This is a genomic window from Martinezella multihospitum, from assembly GCF_900094585.1.
In the GTDB taxonomy this organism is placed as follows: domain Bacteria; phylum Pseudomonadota; class Alphaproteobacteria; order Rhizobiales; family Rhizobiaceae; genus Rhizobium; species Rhizobium multihospitium.
Genome location: NZ_FMAG01000002.1, coordinates 761,411 through 779,462, shown reverse-complemented (window position 1 = coordinate 779,462; position 18,052 = coordinate 761,411). Strand labels below are relative to the sequence as shown.

The following is an 18,052-nucleotide window of genomic DNA, read 5'->3' as shown; positions in this document are numbered from 1 at the left end:
GTCTAGCTATTCTCGGTCTTGCCAGCCTTGGCTTTGCGTGCCTTGCCCGCTTCCGAGCGTCCGTAATAGAGATCGCTCTGAAGGTAGCGCGAAAGGGCGAAGCGGACAAGAACGCCGCATGCGGCAGCTGCCGGGACCGCAATTAACAGGCCGACGAAACCGAAGAGCGCGCCGAAGGCAAAAAGGGCGAACATCAGCCAGACTGGATGCAGGCCGACGCTTTCGCCGACAAGCTTCGGCTGCAGCACATTGCCTTCCAGGAACTGGCCGGTGAAGAAGACGGCGAGCGTCAGGCCGACCCAGAGATAATCCGGCCAGAACTGAACGAGCGCGACGCCGACGGCCAGAACGAGGCCAACCATCGAACCGACATAGGGAATGAAGCTGATCATGCCGGCAAAAAGGCCGATCAGCAGACCGAAGTTCAGGCCGACGAGCGAGAGACCGACGCCATAATAGACGCCGAGAATGATGCAGAGCGAACCCTGCCCTCGAATGAAGCCGGCGATCGCCTGATCGATCTCGTGGGCGATCTGGCGAACGGTGGCAACATGATCGCGCGGGATCCAGTCGTCTACCTTGGCGACCATCCGATCCCAGTCAAGCAGCATATAGAAGGCGACGACGGGTGTGACGACCATCAGCGAGATGATGTTGACCAGCGTCTTGCCGGAGCTCCAGAGCTGCGCGAACAGACCGCCGACGAAACTCAGCCCTTCGGACATGATGCTGGAGAAATTGTCCTTGATCGCGCCGAGCTGGTTGCGGATCCAATCCGGCAGCACCATCGTCTGCGCCTTGGCGATCAGCTGTTGTATCTGCTGCACATAGGTCGGAATGTGCTGGATGAAATCGTTGAATTGGTTGACGATAATCGGAATGAAGATCGTTAGTGCCAGCGCGAAGATCAGTATGAAGGAGACGAGGATCACCACCGTCGCCATCAGGCGGCTGAGGCCGATCCGCTCCAGCCGATCGGCGACCGGATCGAGGAAATAGGCGACCGCCATGCCCGCGATGAACGGCAGCAGGATCGTGCTGAAGATATAAACAAAGGCGACGAAAACGACGAGCACAATCACCCAGAAGGTGACTTGACGCTTGAGGCTCGCCCCGCTGACCTTTTGCTCCATCGTCTTCCCCGTTGCTTCCAGCCCGTTTGCCGTGTGCTTAGGACATAGGATGATGCCGCAATTATGGTCAAGCCTGAGGCCGGAAATCTGCCTTGAGCAATGGGAAGCGGGGAAAATCGCGGGGTTTGCGGCGCTTGCGCCTTGCATAAAGGCCCCTATCATGCAATGGCGACCCGATCAAAGCCCTGTCGCGAAGGACAGGCCGCCATCGGAGGCAGAAGCATGAGCCAGTCTGGAAAAAACGGTCTGACCTATAGCGATGCGGGCGTCGATATCGACGCCGGCAACCTGCTGGTCGAAAAGATCAAGCCCGCCGTCCGTTCGACGCGCCGGCCGGGTGCCGACGGCGAGATCGGCGGCTTCGGCGGCTTGTTCGACCTCAAGGCCGCGGGATTTACCGATCCGGTGCTGGTCGCCGCCAATGACGGCGTCGGAACCAAGCTGAAGATCGCGATCGACGCCAACTATCACGACACCGTCGGCATCGACCTCGTTGCCATGTGCGTGAACGATCTGGTCGTCCAGGGCGCAGAGCCGCTGTTCTTCCTCGATTACTTCGCCACCGGCAAGCTCGACCCCGACCAGGGTGCGGCGATCGTCGGCGGTATTGCTGCCGGCTGCCGCGACGCAGGTTGCGCGTTGATCGGCGGCGAGACGGCTGAAATGCCGGGCATGTATTCTGACGGCGACTACGACCTGGCGGGCTTTGCCGTCGGGGCCGCCGAACGCGGCCAGCTGCTGCCGTCGGGTGATATTGGCGAGGGCGACATCATTCTCGGCCTCGCCTCTTCCGGCGTTCACTCCAACGGCTTCTCGCTGGTGCGCAAGATCGTCGAGCTTTCCGGCCTTGGCTGGGATGCGCCGGCTCCCTTCGCAGACGGCAAGGCACTCGGCGAAGCGCTGCTGACGCCGACACGCATCTATGTGAAGCCGCTGCTAAAGGCCATTCGCGAAACACACGCCCTCAAGGCGCTCGCCCACATCACCGGCGGCGGCTTCCCGGAGAATATTCCGCGCGTGCTGCCGAAACATCTCGCCGCCGAAATCGATCTGGCCGCCGTCAAGGTGCCGCCGGTTTTCTCGTGGCTTGCCAAGATGGGCGGCGTCGAGGCGAAGGAAATGCTGCGCACCTTCAATTGCGGTATCGGCATGATCGTCGTCGTCGCGGCTGAAAACGTCGAGGCCGTGAAGGCCGCGCTCAAGGCAGAAGGCGAAGCCGTCATCACGCTCGGCCGTATGATCGCGCGCGACGAAGGCGCCCACGGCACCGTCTACAAGGGCACGCTGGCTCTATGACCACGCCGCGCAAACGCGTCGTCGTCTTTATCTCGGGCGGCGGCTCCAACATGCTGGCTCTTCTGAAGGCCACGAAAGCGGCCGACTATCCGGCCGAGATCGTCGGCGTCATTTCCGACAAGGCGGATGCGGGTGGGCTGGCAAAGGCTGCAGCGGAAGGCATTGCGACCTTCGCTTTCGTGCGCAAGGAATTTGCCGGCAAAGAAGCCCATGAAGAGGCGATCCTTTCGCAGCTGGAAGCCCTCTCCCCCGATATCATCTGCCTTGCCGGCTACATGCGGCTGCTCTCCGGCCGCTTCATCCAGGCTTACGAAGGGCGGATCATCAATATCCATCCGTCACTGCTGCCGCTTTTCCCCGGCCTGCACACGCATCAACGCGCGATCGACGCCGGCATGCGCATTGCCGGCTGCACCGTACATTTCGTCACCGAAGGCATGGACGAAGGTCCTGTTGTCGGCCAGGCGGCCGTGCCCGTGCTCAGCGACGATACGGCCGACAGCCTTGCTGCCCGCGTGCTGACGGTCGAGCACCAAATCTATCCGCAATCGCTGCGACTACTGGCGGAAGGCAAGGTCAGGATGGAAAATGGCAAGGCCGTGAGCCTTGCCGAAGTATCTGCCGCACCCGAGCGGCAGATCGTATCACTGATCGGTGACGCAAACTAATCTTCAGGCAGCCATCGCCATCAGCGGGTGCAGCGTGCCGTCGCTATAGACGATGCGGCCGCCGCGGAAGGTCGCACGGATGCGATGAACCGAGCCAGGCTCGACCGCGACCAGATCCGCAAGCTGGCCGACGGCGATCTCGCCGCGATCCATCAGACCGGCCGAACGGGCGGCATTGGACGTTGCCGTCGCAACCGCCGCCGGCAGACCGCCGGCAACCACATCGGCAATCTTGAAGATCGCCGGGACGAAGGCAGCCGGGTGATAATCGGCGGCGATGATGCCGAGCAGGCCCGAGCGGGCCGCATCGAGGGCGCTGAGATTACCGGACATCGACTGGCCGCGCAGCGCGTTCGGCGCGCCCATCAAGGTCCAGAGACCACGGCGGCAGGCTTCTTCGGCGGCCGGTCCAGTCACCGGAAACTCGCTGATCGTCACGCCAAGATCGTGCATCGCTGCCACCTTCTCGGCGCTGTCGTCATCATGCGAGGCCAGCGACAGCTTGTGCTTCAGCGAAAGCTCGACCACGTCATGCAGCTTGCGTTCGATCTCCGGGTCCTGGCGCTGCGCGATGCGCTTTGCCACGACTTCCTCGGCCGCTTCGCGTGACATGGAGCGGCGCTCAGACATGCTGCGGATGTAGCTTTCGATGTCGTTATACTGCCCCTGCCCCGGCGTGTGGTCCGTCAGGGACACCATGTCGACGGAGCCTTCTTCCAGCAGCCGTTCCAGGGTCGGAGCAGCACCGAGATTGGTGATTTCGTAGCGCGCATGAACGCGATGATCGATCAGCAGCTCGTTGCGCAGGCTGCCTATGCCGCGGATCACAGCCGAGGTGGTTTCGAGCGAGCGGACGTGACCGTAGACGCTTTCGGTCGCAAAGGAGAGCGCGGCAAAGGCGGTGGTAACACCCGCCGCCGCCAGTTTCTTGTCCAGCTCGTGAATGCCGAAATCGATCGGCATCATGGCATTGGGCCGCGGCGCGATCTCGCGCTCCACCATGTCACAGTGCAGATCGACGAAGCCTGGCATCAGCAAACGGCCGCCGCCGTCAAACGTCGGCTGCTCGACGGGTTCCGAGCGGATTTCGGCAATCACGCCGTCCTCGATGCGCACCGCGCCTCTCTCGACGACTTCATTGGGAAGAACGAGCGTGAAATTGCTGAGCCACATCGGCTTTCTCCTGAAACAGCGTCTATCATCGAAGGAGGCCGGAAACATTCGAATGTTTCCGGCCAGCACGCCCCGGTAAGCTCGATTCGTGACAATGTGATGAACGTGGCGCGGAGTTTTACCTCCGCTCCTCATTCGGTCGCCTATTTCAGACTGGCGACGTTCAAGACCGCCCATTGCAGCAGCATGATCGTCTTGGCGTCGTAGATATCGCCCCTTTCAATCATTGCCATCGCATCGGAGAGCCGAACCTCCAGGACCTCGATGTCCTCATGTTCTTCCGCGAGCCCGCCGCCATCGGCAACCCGGTCGGACGTATCGATGACAGCGGCGAAGAAATGAATGACTTCGGTCGAGGAACCAGGCGACGTCATCGACTTGAAGAGAAAGCGCGCGTCGCGCACGCGAAAGCCGGTCTCTTCCATGGCTTCCCGACGGATTGCGGCTTCCGGATCGTCACCGTCGAGCAGGCCGGCGGGCACTTCGATCATCCAGGCCGGCTCACCGACAAGCTGCGCCGGCAGGCGAAATTGCCGGACGAGCACGACCGTTTCGCGTTTGGGATCGTAGAGCAGGATGCAGGCAGCAGGCGTGCGATGATAGACTTCGCGCTTCAGGCGATGCTTTTCGCCCTGCGAATCCGTGTAGTCGACCTCAAAGGTGCTGAGCCGCGTCCATTGGTCCGCCAGCGTCTTTTCACTGACGATTTCGGCCTTCGCCTTTTCGAATTTAGTCATGCCACATCCTTGCGGAGCCATACCTTGTTGTCATGGACAGCCGCGCCGCCATAGGGCGCGACCGGATCGGCGCCGGTGAGCACATTGATACCCTCGCCGTCGACATGGGCCTTGTTCGGCCACAGACCTTCGGCAATCAGCACGCCCGGCTTCACTTCCGTCGTCACGCGGGCGTGGAGGCGGATATCGCCGCGCGCGTTGCCGATGCGGATCAGTTCGCCTTGAGCGACCTCAAGCCGCTCGGCATCTGCCGGATTGATCATTACCTCCGGGCGGCCTTCCTTCTGCCGCGACGTCTTCGTTTCTGCAAAGCTCGAATTCAAGAAGTTGCGCGATGGAGAGGTTGCAAGCCGGAACGGGTGCTCGGGATCGGCCACTTCGATGACATCGACCTGATCCGGGAATTCCGGCAGTTCGACATGGGGGCCGAGCAGGCCAACAGCCGCCGGCGGGCGGTTCGGCGCCGGCTGGTTGACCCAATCCGGGCGGAAGCGGAACTTGCCGTCGGGATGGGCAAAGCCCTTGACGAAGTGGGCATCGTCGAAATCCGGCTGGCGATCGAACCATTTGTGCTCGAGGAAATAATCGTAATCCGGCAGGCCGCTCCTCGACAGAACCCTGTCGATCATCTCGCGGGCGGTAAAACCGAAGCCCGGGCGATCCGCCACGCCGAGGCGTTTGGCCAACTCCTCGATCACGAAAAGATTGCTGCGCACCGTCGGTGGCGGCTCCACAAGCTTCGGGCCGAGAAGGATGTGGTTCTGGCCGCCGGCGCGGTAGATATCGTCATGCTCGACGAACATTGTGGCGGGGATGACGATATCGGCCATGTCGGCCGTATCGGTCATGAACTGCTCGTGCACGGCGACGAAGAGGTCGGAGCGGGCAAAGCCACGCTTCACCAGTCGCTGCTCCGGCGCGATATTCACCGGATTGGTGTTCTGGATCAGCATGGCGGTGACCGGGCCGCGATGGCGCAGCGCCACGGCATCGCCGGTCAAGGCGCGGCCGATCTGCGACTGATCGATCATGCGGATATCCATATCCTTCATGGCGCGGCCGGTGAGTTCGCTCGCGTCCATGCGAAAGATATCGCTGTTCGAATGAAAGGCGCCGCCGCCTTCATACTGCCAAGAGCCGAGGACGGTCGCGATCGAGGCCGCCGCATGCATGGCGATCGCGCCGTTGCGCTGGCGGGTAAAGCCGTAGCCGAGGCGGAAGTAGGTCTTCTTCGTCGTTCCCACGAGCTTGGCGAAGGCTTCTATCTCATCGACCGAGAGGCCGGTGATAGCGGCTGCCCATGCCGGGGTCTTCGATTTCAGGTGCTCTTCGAGGCCGGCGGGATCGTCGGCATATTTTGCCATGTAGGCCCGGTCGGCATAGCCGTCGCGGAAGGCAATGTGCATGACGGCGCAGGCAAGGGCCGCATCGGTGCCCGGCTTGACGATCAGCGCCAGATCGGCCTGCTTCATCGTCGGGTTATCGTAGATGTCGACGACGACAATCTTGGCGCCGCGTTCCTTGCGGGACTTGATCGCGTGGGTCATCACGTTGACCTGAGTGGCAACCGCATTGGTGCCCCAGATGACGACGCAATCCGTGCGGCCCATCTCGCGCGGATCGGGACCACGCAGCACGCCGGTCGCCATCGTAAAGCCGGTCCAGGCGGGATTGGTGCAGATCGACGAGAAGAAGCCGGAATAGCGCTTGGCATGGCGCAGGCGCTCGATGGAATCGCGCTGTACCCAGCCCATCGTGCCGGCGTAGAAATAAGGCCAGATCGCCTCGCTGCCGTCCTTCGCTTCCGCCTTGACGAAGGCTTCGGCAATTTCGTCCAGCGCGTCGTCCCACGAAATCTCCTGCCAGCGCCCCTCGCCCTTGGCACCGGCGCGGCGCAGAGGCTTCATCAGACGATCAGGATGATAGAGCCGCTCGGCATAGCGCGCGACCTTGGCGCAGATGACGCCCGAGGTGTAGGGATGATCATTGGCTCCACGAACCCGGCCGATTCTGCCGTCTTCAGTCAGATCGACCTCCAGCGCGCAGGTGGAGGGACAGTCATGCGGACAGGCCGTGTGGCCGACACGCGATTTGGCTTGGATGGGGGTCGCAATGTTCATGATGTTTGTATATTTCAAGCGATGCCCGGCCACTAGCAATAATCCGGCTCATCTCAACAATTCATGCGGACTTCACCGACAATGAACTATCGGCATATCTACCACGCGGGCAATTTTGCCGATGTCTTGAAACACGCTGTTCTCGCGCGTCTCGTCCGTTACATGCAGAACAAGGACAAGGCATTCCGCGTTCTCGACACGCATGCAGGTATCGGGCTTTATGACCTCTCATCCGAAGAAGCGCAGAAGACCGGCGAGTGGCGCGATGGCATCGGCAGGGTGCTGGAGGCCGAACTCGTGCCGCAGGTCGCCGATCTGCTGGAGCCCTATCTTACGGCCATCCGCGAGCTGAACCCCGAAGGCGGCGTCAGGCTCTATCCCGGCTCGCCGAAGCTCGCCCGCATGCTGTTTCGCCCGCAGGACCGGCTTTCGGCAATGGAGCTGCACCCGGACGATTTTCAGCGGCTGCACCGGCTGTTCGAAGGCGATCATCATGCCCGCATCACCGAGCTGGATGGCTGGCTGGCACTCGGCGCGCATCTGCCGCCGAAGGAGAAGCGCGGCATCGTGCTTGTCGACCCGCCTTTCGAAGAGGAAGGCGAATATGAGCGGCTGATCGACGGGCTGGCGAAGGCCTGGCGACGTTTTCCGGGCGGCACCTATTGCCTCTGGTATCCGATCAAGAAGGATGCGCCGATCAAGCCGTTTCACGAGGCGCTGCAGGCGCTCGAAATTCCGAAGATGCTTTGCGCCGAGCTGATCGTCAAAAGCGATCGCGGCTTTACCGGACTTACCGGCTCCGGCCTCATCATCGTCAATCCGCCCTTCACGCTGAAGGACGAGTTGCATGCACTGCTGCCAGCGTTGAAGGATATGCTGGCGCAGGATCGCTTCGCCTCGCAGCGCGCCTTCTGGCTGCGCGGCGAGCATTGAATTTACTCCACATACCTACAGGTGATTTCATGAGACTTCTTTGCTCGTCCACCTCCCCCTTTTCCAGCAAGGTGCGTATGGCGGCACGCCATCTCGGCATCAAGCTCGAGGAAATCCATGTCGACACGAATGCCGGGCCGACGCTGTTGATCGACAACAATCCTCTCGGCAAGATCCCGACATTGCTGACCGGCGACGGCGAAGCGATTTTCGACAGCCGCGCCATCATGCATTATTTCGACCGGCAGGAAGGCGGGCTCTATCCTTCGAAGAAGGGCAAGCGCACCGAAATCGAGGTTCTGGAAGCGCTGATCGACGGCACCAACGAGTGCCTGCTGTCAATCGTCTACGAGCGCCGCCTTCGCGAGCCCGAGAAGCAGCATCAGCCCTGGATCGACCGGCAGTGGACGAAGGTCAGCCGCGCGCTCACCCATCTCGACGCCGAACCGCCCAAGATCGGCAAGAAGCTGCACGCGGGCCATTTCGCACTGGCCTCCCTTGTCGGCTATCTGCAGCTCCGCTTTGAAGGGCAATGGGAAGCTGACTATACGGGATTGACGGACTGGGCACACAAGTTCGAGAAGCATTTCCCCAATTTTCCGGCGATGAAGCCGCAGGTCTGACGCGTTCCGGCTCATCTCTGGCGAGCAGCGCCGGCCTTCACGAAATCGACGAAGGCGCGCAAAGCCGTCGGCAGTTGCCGGCGGCTCGGATAATAGAGGAAGAAGCCGGGATAATAGGGGCACCAGTCCTCCAGCACACGGATCAGCCGGCCATCCCGCAAAGCCGGCAATGCGTGGTCCTCGAACAGGAAGGCAAGACCGGAGCCATCGATGGCTGCATCGAGCATGATATCGAGATCGCCGAGCGTCAGCGGCCCCTGCACGTCGATCTCCAGCTCGACACCCCCGCGTTCGAACTCCCAGCGATAATAGGTGCCGCTCGCGAAACGGTAGCGGATGCAGGGGTGATCCTTGAGATCGTGGGGTGTGACCGGTTTGGGGAAACGCTGAAAATGCTCGGGCGAGCCGACGATCGCTGTCCGCTGACGGGGACCGATGGCAACCGCGATCATATCGGCAGCGATACTCTCGCCGAAGCGTATGCCGGCGTCGAAACCGGCAGAGACCGTATCCACGAGCGCATCGTCCACCACGATTTCCACTTCGATGGCGGGGTAAGCCTGCAGGAACCGCGACACGATCGGCAGCAGCACCATCTTGGCGGCGGGGCGCGGCGTGTTGATGCGGAGCTTGCCGTAGGGCTGGCCGCGGAATTTATCGAGATCCTCGAGGGCATCGTCGATATCGAGGAAAGCCGGACGGATGCGGTCGAACAGGCGCTCGCCGGCCTCCGTCAAGCCGACGCCGCGCGTGGTCCGATTGACCAGCCGCAAATCCAACCTCTCTTCGATCGCGCGCAGCGAATGGCTGAGCGCGGAGGGCGTCACGCCGAGCTCCACCGCTGCCTTGCGGAAGCTGCGATGCTCAGCGATCGTGAGAAAGATTGCCAGGTCGGTCGAACGGATGCGTCGCATTGATGAGATTTTCTCAGCGCTTCATGGAGAACAAAGTAGATTATCTCAACGATGTCATCAAGCTACCTTTCTCCTGCAAGCGAATTCCACCCACGGAATCGCAAACTCACGAAGGAGAAAGTCATGCGTGTTTGGTTCATTACAGGAGCATCCCGCGGCTTCGGTGCCCTTATCGCTCAGGAAGCTTTGACTGCCGGCGACGCCGTCGTCGCCACGGCCCGCAATCCCGCCGGCCTGGCGGAGAAGTTCGGCAATCATCCGAACCTCCTGCCGGTCGCACTGGACGTCTCGAACGAGATGCAGGCCCATGAAGCAGCAGCAGCAGCCGTCAAGCGCTTCGGAAGGATCGATATCCTTGTCAACAATGCCGGCTACGGGCTGCTCGGCGCCGTGGAAGAAGCGACCGCCGAGGAGATCGAGAAGCTCTACGCCACCAACGTCTTCGGCCTGCTGAAGGTGACGCGCGCCATCCTGCCGCACATGCGCCGGCAGCGCTCGGGCCATGTGATCAACATGTCCTCGGTCGGCGGTTACCAGAGCTTTGCCGGCTGGGGCGTCTATTGCTCGACGAAATTCGCTGTCGAAGGCCTGTCCGAGGCGATGGCTGCGGAACTGCAGCCGCTCGGCATCAAGGTTACCGTCGTCGAACCCGGTTTCTTCCGGACCGACTTCCTCGACGAAAGCTCGCTCGCCGTCAGCTCGAGCTCGATTGCCGACTACAACGACACGCCGGCTGGCGCCATGCGCGATTTCGCGGCCGGCCATAATCACGGCCAGCCCGGCGATCCCGCACGGCTTGCAAAGTCGATGATCACGCTTGCACGTTCGGCCAACCCACCGCTGCGCATGCCCTTCGGCTCCGATACGGTCGGCGCGATCGAGACCAAGAACGAGTATGTCGCCAAGGAGTTGGCCGACTGGCGCGAACTGGCCGTCTCGACTGATTTCCCGAAGGATGCCGCCTAAACACTCCGAGACATAACGCAAAAAAGCCGGGGCAAAACCCCGGCTTTTTCTTCATTCCATATCGTCGAGCGATTAGAACTTGACGCCGATACCGACCTTGACGCTCTGCTCGTCGAAGCCACGCGAGAAGCTACCGGAGTCGAGGTTGAAGGTCTTCTTGCCGTAGTCGGTGTAACGGTATTCGAGACGAGCCGTGATGTTGTTGGTGATGAAGGTTTCAGCACCTGCACCAACCGTGTAGCCAACAGCCGTCTTGCTTTCGGAAGACGTGTCGTCGGACAGCTTGTTCTGGCCGAGTGCCAGACCGGCCGTGCCGTACAGCATGAACGGATTGAAGTCGTAACCGAGGCGACCGCGAACCGAGCCGTTGATGCCGTTCTTGGCAGTCAGGCCATTGCGGCTCGTTTCGGAGTCTGCGTAACCGAGGTCACCTTCGATACCGTATACGATCTGGCCCTGCTGCCAGTTGTAGCCGGTGAAGGCGCCACCGCCGAAGCCGTAAGTGTTGCCGGTGCGATTGAAGTGACCCTTGTTCCAGTCACCTTCACCACCGATGTAGAAACCAGACCAGTTGTTGACAACCGGAGCTGCTTCCTGAGCGACGGGCGGCTGCGGAATCTGCTCAACAGCGTCAGCAGCCTGAGCTGCGGTGTAGCCGCCGAGAGCGAAAGCGGAGACCATGAGGGTCTTGATAAGAGTACGCATACTTTTCTCCTTTCAGTCTCGTGTGCCCCGCTTACTGTCCTTGACTTCGAAGCGCCACGAGCAATTAAAACATATCCCTCCCGGATCGAGGTTGAAATTGGAATGCAAATGAGGAATTGGAAGAGCCAAAATATGATATCATTGTGGCACAGAGGTGGCTGAATTTCGATGTTGCTTCATCGCAACAGAGGAATTGTTAACCCTAATCATCGGTTAAACCGTGTATACTTATTTTAAACTAAATATATCTCAAGTTTTACATAAGAAACCCCAAGGCGCATCATTCACTCAAGCATCTTTTCATATGGTGTATCGACGCCCTATATGAGCATCGATTGGGTAACGACGAGCAAAAGGCGATCTCTTGAGCCAGGAAAAACTACGCACGGCGCTGATAACCGGCGCCTCTAAAAGAATAGGCCTGGCAATTGCCGAGGATTTGTCGGCTCATGGCTTCGCGGTGGCGTTGCACGCCAATCAGTCCCTCGCCGAGGCCGAGGAAATTGCGGCGAAACTGCGGCAAATGGGCCGAAGAGCCATTGCGATCAAGGCGGATCTGCAGAATTTGGCCGAGACATCCACCCTTGTTGAAAGGGTCACGGAAGACCTCGGTCCGCTCGATCTTCTGGTCAATAATGCCTCCGCCTTCCTTGGTGATTCCGCTAGTCATTTTGACGGCGCAGCCTTCGAAGCGCATTTCGCAATCCATGTGCGGGCGCCGTCGATTCTGGCCGCCGATTTCGTCCGGCAGCTTCCCGAACCGCATCCGGGCCTGATCGTCAACATGGTCGATCAGCGGGTCTGGGCGCTTAATCCGCGCTTCTATTCCTATACGTTGTCGAAGGCTGCCCTCTGGACGGCGACTCAGACGATGGCGCAGAGCTTTGCGCCGCGTATCCGCGTCAACGCGATCGGCCCAGGCCCGACGGTGCGCAGCGTGCGGCAGACCGAAGAGGACTTTCAAGCTCAGATCGATGGCCTCATATTAAAGGCGGCGCCCGGGCTCGAAGAATTCGGCCGCACCATCCGCTTTCTTTTTGACACGCCCTCGATCACGGGCCAAATGATAGCGCTCGATGGCGGCCAGCACCTTGCCTGGGAAACGCCAGACGTGTCGGAGAGTGCGGAATGAATGGAAGAAAGCTGCCTGACGGCGGCGTTCTCTACGACGAATCAGACGATATCGAAGACGACATCGAGGTGGAGGGCGATGCCGCCGCCGCCCCTGTTGCGCCTGTCGACTGGAACGAAGGCGGCAAGAACGAAACCGGACTGCGCGGCGCAGAGCTGATAGCCGAATTCGTCAAGCGGCTGCCGAACAATCCCGGCGTCTACCGCATGTTCAACGAGGCCGGCGACGTGCTTTACGTCGGCAAGGCTCGGAACCTGAAGAAGCGCGTCTCCAACTATGCCTTGGGCAAGGTGCATTCCAACCGCATCGCCCGCATGGTGCGTGAAACCGCCAATATGGAATTCGTCACCACGCGGACGGAAACTGAAGCGCTCCTGCTGGAAGCGAATCTGATCAAGCGCTTGCGCCCGCGCTTTAACGTTCTGCTGCGCGACGACAAATCCTTTCCCTATATCCTGATCACGGGCGACCATCGCGCGCCGGCGATCTTCAAGCATCGCGGCGCCCGCGCCCGCAAGGGCGAGTATTTCGGTCCCTTCGCTTCGGCGGGCGCCGTCGGCCGCACCATCAATTCGCTGCAGCGCGCCTTTCTCATCCGCACCTGCACCGACAGCGTCTTCGAGACGCGTACCCGCCCCTGCTTGCTCTATCAGATCAAGCGCTGTTCCGGCCCCTGCACGCACGAGATCAGCGATGCAGGCTATGGAGAACTGGTGCAGGAGGCGAAGGACTTCCTTTCGGGCAAGAGCCAGAACGTCAAGGCGCATATGGCCGAGGCGATGAATTCCGCCGCCGAGGATCTGGATTTCGAGCGCGCCGCCATTTTCCGCGACCGCTTGGCCGCACTCTCGCATGTGCAGAGCCATCAGGGCATCAATCCGGCCGGGGTCGAGGAAGCCGATGTCTTCGCGATCCATCATGAAGGCGGCATTTCCTGCATTCAGGTCTTCTTCTTCCGAACCGGCCAGAACTGGGGCAATCGCGCCTATTTTCCGAAGGCCGACCCCTCGCTCTCGGGCGCCGAAGTGCTGAACGCCTTCCTGGCGCAATTCTATGACGACAAGCCCGTGCCGCGGCAGATCCTGCTATCGGAGACGGTCGAGGAAATCGAGCTGCTGGCCGCGGCTCTCAGCGAGAAGGCCGGCCACAAGGTCTCAATTCTCGTGCCGCAGCGCGGCGAGAAGCGCGATCTGGTCGAGCATGTCATCGCCAATGCCCGCGAGGCGCATGGCCGCAAGCTTGCGGAAACCGCCTCACAATCGCGCCTGCTCGAAGGCTTCAGGGAAACCTTCAAGCTTCCCTATACGCCACAGCGCATCGAGATCTACGATAACTCCCACATCATGGGCACGAACGCCGTCGGCGGCATGGTCGTGGCCGGGCCGGAAGGCTTCGTCAAAGGCCAGTACCGCAAGTTCAACATCAAATCGACCGACATCACCCCGGGTGACGACTTCGGCATGATGCGCGAGGTCATGACCCGCCGTTTCTCCCGGCTCTTGAAGGAAGAAGGCAAGCCCGACCGCACAGCCACGCCTGACGCGACCGTGGACGCGGCCGATCGCCCCTTCCCTGCCTGGCCCGACATCATCCTTATCGATGGTGGTCAGGGGCAGATGACGGCCGTGCGCGCTATCCTCGAAGAGCTCGGGATCACCGACAGCGTCATTGCCATCGGCGTCGCCAAGGGCGTCGACCGCGAGGCGGGGCGCGAGCGTTTCTTTGCGCCATCGCGCGAAAGCTTCTCGCTGCCGCCGCGCGATCCCGTGCTCTATTTCATCCAGCGCATGCGCGATGAGGCGCACCGTTTCGCCATCGGTTCGCATCGTGCCCGACGCAAGAAGGAGATGGTGAAGAACCCGCTGGACGAGATCGGCGGCATCGGCCCGTCGCGCAAGCGCGCGCTTCTCCAGCATTTCGGCACCGCGAAAGCCGTGTCGCGCGCCGCCCTTTCCGACCTGATGGCAGTCGAGGGCATTTCCGAAGCGGTGGCGCGTCAGGTCTATAATCATTTCCACGAGGACGCCGCGAAATAAGAAAAGCTGGTCGCAAATTCCACGCAATAGCGGTGAAAAAACAGAAACAATATTGACGATAAACTGACCAAACCATCATCTAGGGTGTGACCACCAAAAAGTGCGGAGCGGTTTTTGGGATCACACTCCATCAAACGACTTCAGCGGGATGGGATCAACAGAGTTCAATCCGGCCGGTCGAGACAACAGAAACGAAACGATTTCCATGGCTTCGCGCGCTTATAGCATCCCCAATCTGCTCACCTACGGCCGCATTATCTGCGTACCCCTGATCGTTCTTTGCTTCTTTATCGAGGGCAAGCTGGAGGGTTCTGATTTTGCGCGCTGGGTCGCGCTCTGGATCTTCATTATCGCCTCGATCACCGATTTCCTCGACGGCTATCTCGCGCGCATCTGGAACCAGACCTCGAATATCGGCCGCATGCTCGATCCGATCGCCGACAAGCTGCTGGTCTCCGCGATCCTGCTTCTGGTCGCAGCCGACGGCACCATTGCGGGCTGGTCGCTCTGGGCCGCCATCATCATCCTCTGCCGCGAAATCCTCGTTTCCGGCCTGCGCGAATATCTGGCGGCGCTGAAGGTCAGCGTCCCCGTGACGCGTATCGCAAAATGGAAGACGACCGCCCAGCTCGTCGCCATCGCCTTCCTCCTGGCTGGGCCGGCGGGCGACAAGGTGCTACCCTATACGACGGAGATCGGCATCGTGCTGCTCTGGGTCGCAGCACTTTTGACCATCTACACCGGCTACGATTATTTCCGGGCCGGGCTGAAGCATGTCGTGGATGAAGAGTGATGACGAAGCTCGTCTATTTCGCCTGGGTGCGTGAGCGGATCGGCAAGGCGGAAGAAGAGATTTCCCTGCCCGCCGACGTCGTGACCGTCGGCGATCTCCTGAGTCATTTGAAAGGCTTGGGAGAGGAATACGAGGCGGCACTTCAATTCCCCCAGGCGATCCGCGTCGCCATCAACATGGAGCACGCCGAGCATGATGAGCCGATCGCCGGTGCTCGGGAGATCGGGCTCTTCCCGCCGATGACCGGAGGGTAAGCCGATGGCTATGCAGCCGGTAGTCCGCGTTCAGCGCGAGGATTTCGATCTTCAGATGGAGCTCGACCGGCTGACGGCTGGGCGGCACGATATCGGTGCGGTCGTCACCTTCTCCGGTCTTTGCCGTGACGAAGGCGGCACTTTGGATGCACTTGAACTCGAACATTATCCCGGCATGGCGGAGGCGGAGATCACCCGCATCGCCAATCTCGCCATCGATCGTTTCGAACTTCTCGGCCTGACCGCCATTCATCGCTACGGCAAGATTGCGCCGGGCGAGAACATCGTGCTCGTCATTGCCGCAGCGCCGCATCGGCAAGCCGCCTTCGACGGCGCCAATTTCGTCATGGATTTTCTGAAGACTTCCGCGCCCTTCTGGAAGAAGGAGCATGGCAAGGACGGCGAAGAAAGTGGCTGGGTCTCGGCCAAGGATGCCGACGATGCGGCGCGCGGCAAATGGGCTGGCAACAAGTAAGCTTCAGGGCACCACTCTTTCGCGACGGCTCAGGACAAGCAGCAGGACAAGCAGCGAGAAAATGACGAAATCGCGCCACAGGAACGGGCCGTAGGCACCCCACATCGTCTCTGTCAGGCCGAGAAGAGCTGCCCCACCCGCCGATTTCAGTGGATCGGAATAGCCGCCGACCGCCGCGATCATCAGCACTTTCAGCCCGAACATCAGCCCTGCCCCGAAATCCATCGTTCCATAGTAGGAAGTAGCCAGCAGGCCACAGATGGTTGCGACCACCGCAGAGGCGACGTAAGCGAGTAGGAAAACGCGATTGGCGCTGGCGCCGCACAGTTCGGCGGCGAGAGCATCGTCCGTCACCGCCCGCCAGATGCGCCCCCAGCCGGTGCACTTCAGCACATACGCGCCGGCGAGAATGACGAGGATCATCAGCGCCGTATTGAGCAGCTGGATTTCGGTCAGCGTCACGCGAAAATCGCCGCTATCCCAGAAGACGACGGCATCGTTCAGGAAGGGCGGCAACCATATGCCGCGCGTATTCGAAGCCAGCCGCGCCGTTTCCATCAGGATAATCATCATGCCGAGTGCCGCGACGATGACCGTATTCGGAGATTTTCGCGACAGTGGCAGCATGATCGCGCGGCCGACGAGGAAGCTGGTGCCGATCGTGTAGCTGACGGCGATGACGGCACCGAGGGCGAAGGCGGCCGGCAGGACGAGATACATCTTGGTGTAACCGACATCGGTGAAGAGCACGAACATCTGGCCGGCGAAGGCGAAGAGCGCACCATAGGTGATATCGGCCCGCTTCATGACCCCGAAGGCAATCGAATAGCCGAAGGCCAGCGTCGCATAGAGCGCCGCCAGCGGTACGGCATTCGCCAATTGCTGCAGAAGATAGGCCATTCACTCCTCCGAAGAACAAGCAAATAGTAACTGGCAAAATGAATTTTACCAGTTATAATTTTCGTCATGAGCTTCACTTGGACACCACATCGCTTCTCCGGCGGCGCGCTTGCGCTCGATGTCGCCAACAGCGTGATCCTGCGCCACGACGAAGAGCGCCGGATCGATCGGTTCGAGGCGCCGGCGCAAATGGATAGCTTCCCGAAAGCGGCGGCCAACTTCTGTGCAGAACGGGCGCTTTTCGGTGATATCCTGCCGGTACAGCGCGAAAACCGGGCCGACTTCATATCATTGCGCGAGACGATCGATCGCTATTTCCGGGCACGCATTCTTGGAGAGGTAGCCGATCTGCTGCTCGCCGATCTGCTTGCGGCATTAGCGAGGGTCCTGAAGCGTGCCTCATCCGATGGGCTCGATGCCGCGACCGTGCATTCGACGCTGCGCCTCATCGCCATGCCCGATCCCGAACGGATGAAAATATGCCGCAATTGCGGCTGGCTCTTCATCGACCGCAGCAAGAACAAAAGCCGAGCCTGGTGCGACATGGCGGTCTGCGGCAACCGAGCCAAAGCTAGCCGGCACTACCGGCGCAAGAAGGAGGAGACTGCGCCATGACGATAAAAAAGATCACGCTGACAATGATGAGTGCCGGGATCATCATCGTCCTTTCTCTGGCCGGCTGCCAGAGAAAGGACGATGAAGGCCCGACCCAGCTCACCGGCCGCCTCTTCGTGTTCAATTACCGCGTGGCGAGCGCGACCTACATGATTACGCTGAAGAAGATCGCCCCGATCCCCGAGGGGACGACGGCGATCGCCGAATTCGAAAATCCCGCCGGCGGCGATCCGCTTGTTGTCAACCAGAAGATCTATACATTCTGGGACAAGATCACGCTGGAAAGCCCGGACCTGCGCTGCGTCCGCAAGGATCGCCCCTATTCCGTCTCGATCAAGCTGGTCGATGCCAGCGACAAGACGATCCAGACGATCAAGACGGAGGTCAAATCCGATCTCGACCAGACCGTGCTGCCGACGAAACCACTCGTCGTCGGCCCGGTCTACACAGCCAATCCGGACGTCTTCAAAGGCGACGGCAGCGCCGATTACGGACATGATGCCGCCTGCCCTGCGTGAAAGGGTGGCAGCGAGTGCCTAGACATATTTTTGGCTTTGAAGGCGGCGTTTGCGGGATAGT

General features: G+C 60.7%; 19 protein-coding genes. 12 read left to right on the top strand and 7 right to left on the bottom strand.

All coding sequences use genetic code 11. The annotated features are described in order from the left end of the window. Window positions 1-2: 2 nt before the first annotated feature. Window positions 3-1,133, bottom strand: coding sequence for an AI-2E family transporter (locus GA0061103_RS10640; protein ID WP_092710665.1), 1,131 nt, complete (start codon window positions 1,131-1,133; stop codon window positions 3-5). 222 nt (window positions 1,134-1,355) lie between these two features. Between GA0061103_RS10640 and purM the strand changes: the two genes are divergently transcribed. Both purM and purN read left to right on the top strand, forming a co-directional pair. Then, window positions 1,356-2,429 (top strand): phosphoribosylformylglycinamidine cyclo-ligase, encoded by a 1,074-nt coding sequence (gene purM / locus GA0061103_RS10635; protein WP_092710662.1) that lies wholly within the window; start codon window positions 1,356-1,358, stop codon window positions 2,427-2,429. After that, window positions 2,426-3,097, top strand: coding sequence for a phosphoribosylglycinamide formyltransferase (gene purN / locus GA0061103_RS10630; RefSeq protein ID WP_092710659.1), 672 nt, complete (start codon window positions 2,426-2,428; stop codon window positions 3,095-3,097). Before purM ends, purN begins: the two co-directional genes overlap by 4 nt. Before the next feature lie 3 nt (window positions 3,098-3,100). Here purN and GA0061103_RS10625 read toward each other — a convergent pair whose 3' ends face one another. The 3 genes from GA0061103_RS10625 to GA0061103_RS10615 all read right to left on the bottom strand — a co-directional run bounded on the left by GA0061103_RS10625 (window position 3,101) and on the right by GA0061103_RS10615 (window position 7,127). Then, window positions 3,101-4,270: an alpha-D-ribose 1-methylphosphonate 5-triphosphate diphosphatase gene (locus tag GA0061103_RS10625; protein WP_092710656.1), complete on the bottom strand. Its 1,170-nt coding sequence runs from the start codon at window positions 4,268-4,270 to the stop codon at window positions 3,101-3,103. 143 nt (window positions 4,271-4,413) lie between these two features. Beyond that, a complete protein-coding gene (locus GA0061103_RS10620) occupies window positions 4,414-5,007 on the bottom strand; it encodes an NUDIX domain-containing protein (RefSeq protein WP_092710653.1) in 594 nt (197 codons plus the stop codon). Continuing rightward, window positions 5,004-7,127, bottom strand: coding sequence for a molybdopterin-containing oxidoreductase family protein (locus GA0061103_RS10615; RefSeq protein WP_245304720.1), 2,124 nt, complete (start codon window positions 7,125-7,127; stop codon window positions 5,004-5,006). The genes GA0061103_RS10620 and GA0061103_RS10615 overlap by 4 nt, the downstream gene beginning before the upstream one ends. Window positions 7,128-7,208: 81 nt before the next feature. Here GA0061103_RS10615 and GA0061103_RS10610 point away from each other — a divergent pair, with 81 nt between their 5' ends. Both GA0061103_RS10610 and GA0061103_RS10605 read left to right on the top strand, forming a co-directional pair. Next, window positions 7,209-8,060, top strand: coding sequence for a 23S rRNA (adenine(2030)-N(6))-methyltransferase RlmJ (locus GA0061103_RS10610; protein ID WP_092710647.1), 852 nt, complete (start codon window positions 7,209-7,211; stop codon window positions 8,058-8,060). Between the two features lie 29 nt (window positions 8,061-8,089). Continuing rightward, the gene (locus GA0061103_RS10605; RefSeq protein ID WP_092710644.1) at window positions 8,090-8,683 is read left to right on the top strand and encodes a glutathione S-transferase; all 594 of its coding nucleotides are present in this window, start codon (window positions 8,090-8,092) and stop codon (window positions 8,681-8,683) included. Window positions 8,684-8,694: 11 nt separating this feature from the next. Here the strand turns inward: GA0061103_RS10605 and GA0061103_RS10600 are convergent, their stop codons facing one another. Continuing rightward, on the bottom strand, window positions 8,695-9,597 hold the full coding sequence (locus GA0061103_RS10600) for a LysR family transcriptional regulator (protein ID WP_092710641.1): 903 nt from the start codon (window positions 9,595-9,597) through the stop codon (window positions 8,695-8,697). A 123-nt stretch (window positions 9,598-9,720) separates the two neighbouring features. Between GA0061103_RS10600 and GA0061103_RS10595 the strand changes: the two genes are divergently transcribed. Further along, window positions 9,721-10,563: an oxidoreductase gene (locus tag GA0061103_RS10595; RefSeq protein ID WP_092710638.1), complete on the top strand. Its 843-nt coding sequence runs from the start codon at window positions 9,721-9,723 to the stop codon at window positions 10,561-10,563. A 72-nt stretch (window positions 10,564-10,635) separates the two neighbouring features. Here GA0061103_RS10595 and GA0061103_RS10590 read toward each other — a convergent pair whose 3' ends face one another. Further along, complete coding sequence (locus GA0061103_RS10590) at window positions 10,636-11,268, bottom strand: outer membrane protein (RefSeq protein WP_092710635.1); 633 nt, start codon at window positions 11,266-11,268, stop codon at window positions 10,636-10,638. A gap of 364 nt (window positions 11,269-11,632) precedes the next feature. On the opposite strand from GA0061103_RS10590, the gene GA0061103_RS10585 reads away from it, so the two are divergent. From GA0061103_RS10585 to GA0061103_RS10565, 5 genes are all read left to right on the top strand, one after another. After that, window positions 11,633-12,400, top strand: coding sequence for an SDR family oxidoreductase (locus GA0061103_RS10585; protein ID WP_092710632.1), 768 nt, complete (start codon window positions 11,633-11,635; stop codon window positions 12,398-12,400). Then, window positions 12,397-14,436 carry an excinuclease ABC subunit UvrC gene (gene uvrC, locus GA0061103_RS10580; protein ID WP_092710629.1) on the top strand — a complete coding sequence of 680 codons (2,040 nt, stop codon included), beginning with the start codon at window positions 12,397-12,399 and terminating at the stop codon, window positions 14,434-14,436. Before GA0061103_RS10585 ends, uvrC begins: the two co-directional genes overlap by 4 nt. 205 nt (window positions 14,437-14,641) lie before the next feature. Next, window positions 14,642-15,229, top strand: coding sequence for a CDP-diacylglycerol--glycerol-3-phosphate 3-phosphatidyltransferase (gene pgsA / locus GA0061103_RS10575; protein WP_092710626.1), 588 nt, complete (start codon window positions 14,642-14,644; stop codon window positions 15,227-15,229). Further along, the gene (gene moaD, locus GA0061103_RS10570; protein ID WP_069616328.1) at window positions 15,229-15,483 is read left to right on the top strand and encodes a molybdopterin converting factor subunit 1; all 255 of its coding nucleotides are present in this window, start codon (window positions 15,229-15,231) and stop codon (window positions 15,481-15,483) included. Before pgsA ends, moaD begins: the two co-directional genes overlap by 1 nt. A 4-nt stretch (window positions 15,484-15,487) precedes the next feature. Beyond that, complete coding sequence (locus tag GA0061103_RS10565; RefSeq protein ID WP_092710624.1) at window positions 15,488-15,958, top strand: molybdenum cofactor biosynthesis protein MoaE; 471 nt, start codon at window positions 15,488-15,490, stop codon at window positions 15,956-15,958. Between the two features lie 3 nt (window positions 15,959-15,961). On the opposite strand, the gene GA0061103_RS10560 is transcribed toward GA0061103_RS10565, so the two are convergent. Then, complete coding sequence (locus tag GA0061103_RS10560) at window positions 15,962-16,858, bottom strand: branched-chain amino acid ABC transporter permease (RefSeq protein WP_092710621.1); 897 nt, start codon at window positions 16,856-16,858, stop codon at window positions 15,962-15,964. A gap of 66 nt (window positions 16,859-16,924) precedes the next feature. On the opposite strand from GA0061103_RS10560, the gene GA0061103_RS10555 reads away from it, so the two are divergent. Together GA0061103_RS10555 and GA0061103_RS10550 are read left to right on the top strand one after the other, a co-directional pair. Beyond that, the gene (locus GA0061103_RS10555; RefSeq protein WP_092710618.1) at window positions 16,925-17,473 is read left to right on the top strand and encodes a CGNR zinc finger domain-containing protein; all 549 of its coding nucleotides are present in this window, start codon (window positions 16,925-16,927) and stop codon (window positions 17,471-17,473) included. Next, complete coding sequence (locus GA0061103_RS10550) at window positions 17,470-17,991, top strand: hypothetical protein (RefSeq protein WP_092710616.1); 522 nt, start codon at window positions 17,470-17,472, stop codon at window positions 17,989-17,991. The genes GA0061103_RS10555 and GA0061103_RS10550 overlap by 4 nt, the downstream gene beginning before the upstream one ends. The last annotated feature ends 61 nt before the right edge of the window (window positions 17,992-18,052 follow it).

Coding starts and splice junctions, on each gene's coding strand:
- GA0061103_RS10640 (WP_092710665.1), bottom strand. CDS start 1,133: ATGGAGCAAAAGGTCAGCGGGGCGAGCCTCAAGCGTCAAGTCACCTTC.
- purM (WP_092710662.1), top strand. CDS start 1,356: ATGAGCCAGTCTGGAAAAAACGGTCTGACCTATAGCGATGCGGGCGTC.
- purN (WP_092710659.1), top strand. CDS start 2,426: ATGACCACGCCGCGCAAACGCGTCGTCGTCTTTATCTCGGGCGGCGGC.
- GA0061103_RS10625 (WP_092710656.1), bottom strand. CDS start 4,270: ATGTGGCTCAGCAATTTCACGCTCGTTCTTCCCAATGAAGTCGTCGAG.
- GA0061103_RS10620 (WP_092710653.1), bottom strand. CDS start 5,007: ATGACTAAATTCGAAAAGGCGAAGGCCGAAATCGTCAGTGAAAAGACG.
- GA0061103_RS10615 (WP_245304720.1), bottom strand. CDS start 7,127: ATGAACATTGCGACCCCCATCCAAGCCAAATCGCGTGTCGGCCACACG.
- GA0061103_RS10610 (WP_092710647.1), top strand. CDS start 7,209: ATGAACTATCGGCATATCTACCACGCGGGCAATTTTGCCGATGTCTTG.
- GA0061103_RS10605 (WP_092710644.1), top strand. CDS start 8,090: ATGAGACTTCTTTGCTCGTCCACCTCCCCCTTTTCCAGCAAGGTGCGT.
- GA0061103_RS10600 (WP_092710641.1), bottom strand. CDS start 9,597: ATGCGACGCATCCGTTCGACCGACCTGGCAATCTTTCTCACGATCGCT.
- GA0061103_RS10595 (WP_092710638.1), top strand. CDS start 9,721: ATGCGTGTTTGGTTCATTACAGGAGCATCCCGCGGCTTCGGTGCCCTT.
- GA0061103_RS10590 (WP_092710635.1), bottom strand. CDS start 11,268: ATGCGTACTCTTATCAAGACCCTCATGGTCTCCGCTTTCGCTCTCGGC.
- uvrC (WP_092710629.1), top strand. CDS start 12,397: ATGAATGGAAGAAAGCTGCCTGACGGCGGCGTTCTCTACGACGAATCA.
- pgsA (WP_092710626.1), top strand. CDS start 14,642: ATGGCTTCGCGCGCTTATAGCATCCCCAATCTGCTCACCTACGGCCGC.
- moaD (WP_069616328.1), top strand. CDS start 15,229: ATGACGAAGCTCGTCTATTTCGCCTGGGTGCGTGAGCGGATCGGCAAG.
- GA0061103_RS10565 (WP_092710624.1), top strand. CDS start 15,488: ATGGCTATGCAGCCGGTAGTCCGCGTTCAGCGCGAGGATTTCGATCTT.
- GA0061103_RS10560 (WP_092710621.1), bottom strand. CDS start 16,858: ATGGCCTATCTTCTGCAGCAATTGGCGAATGCCGTACCGCTGGCGGCG.
- GA0061103_RS10555 (WP_092710618.1), top strand. CDS start 16,925: ATGAGCTTCACTTGGACACCACATCGCTTCTCCGGCGGCGCGCTTGCG.
- GA0061103_RS10550 (WP_092710616.1), top strand. CDS start 17,470: ATGACGATAAAAAAGATCACGCTGACAATGATGAGTGCCGGGATCATC.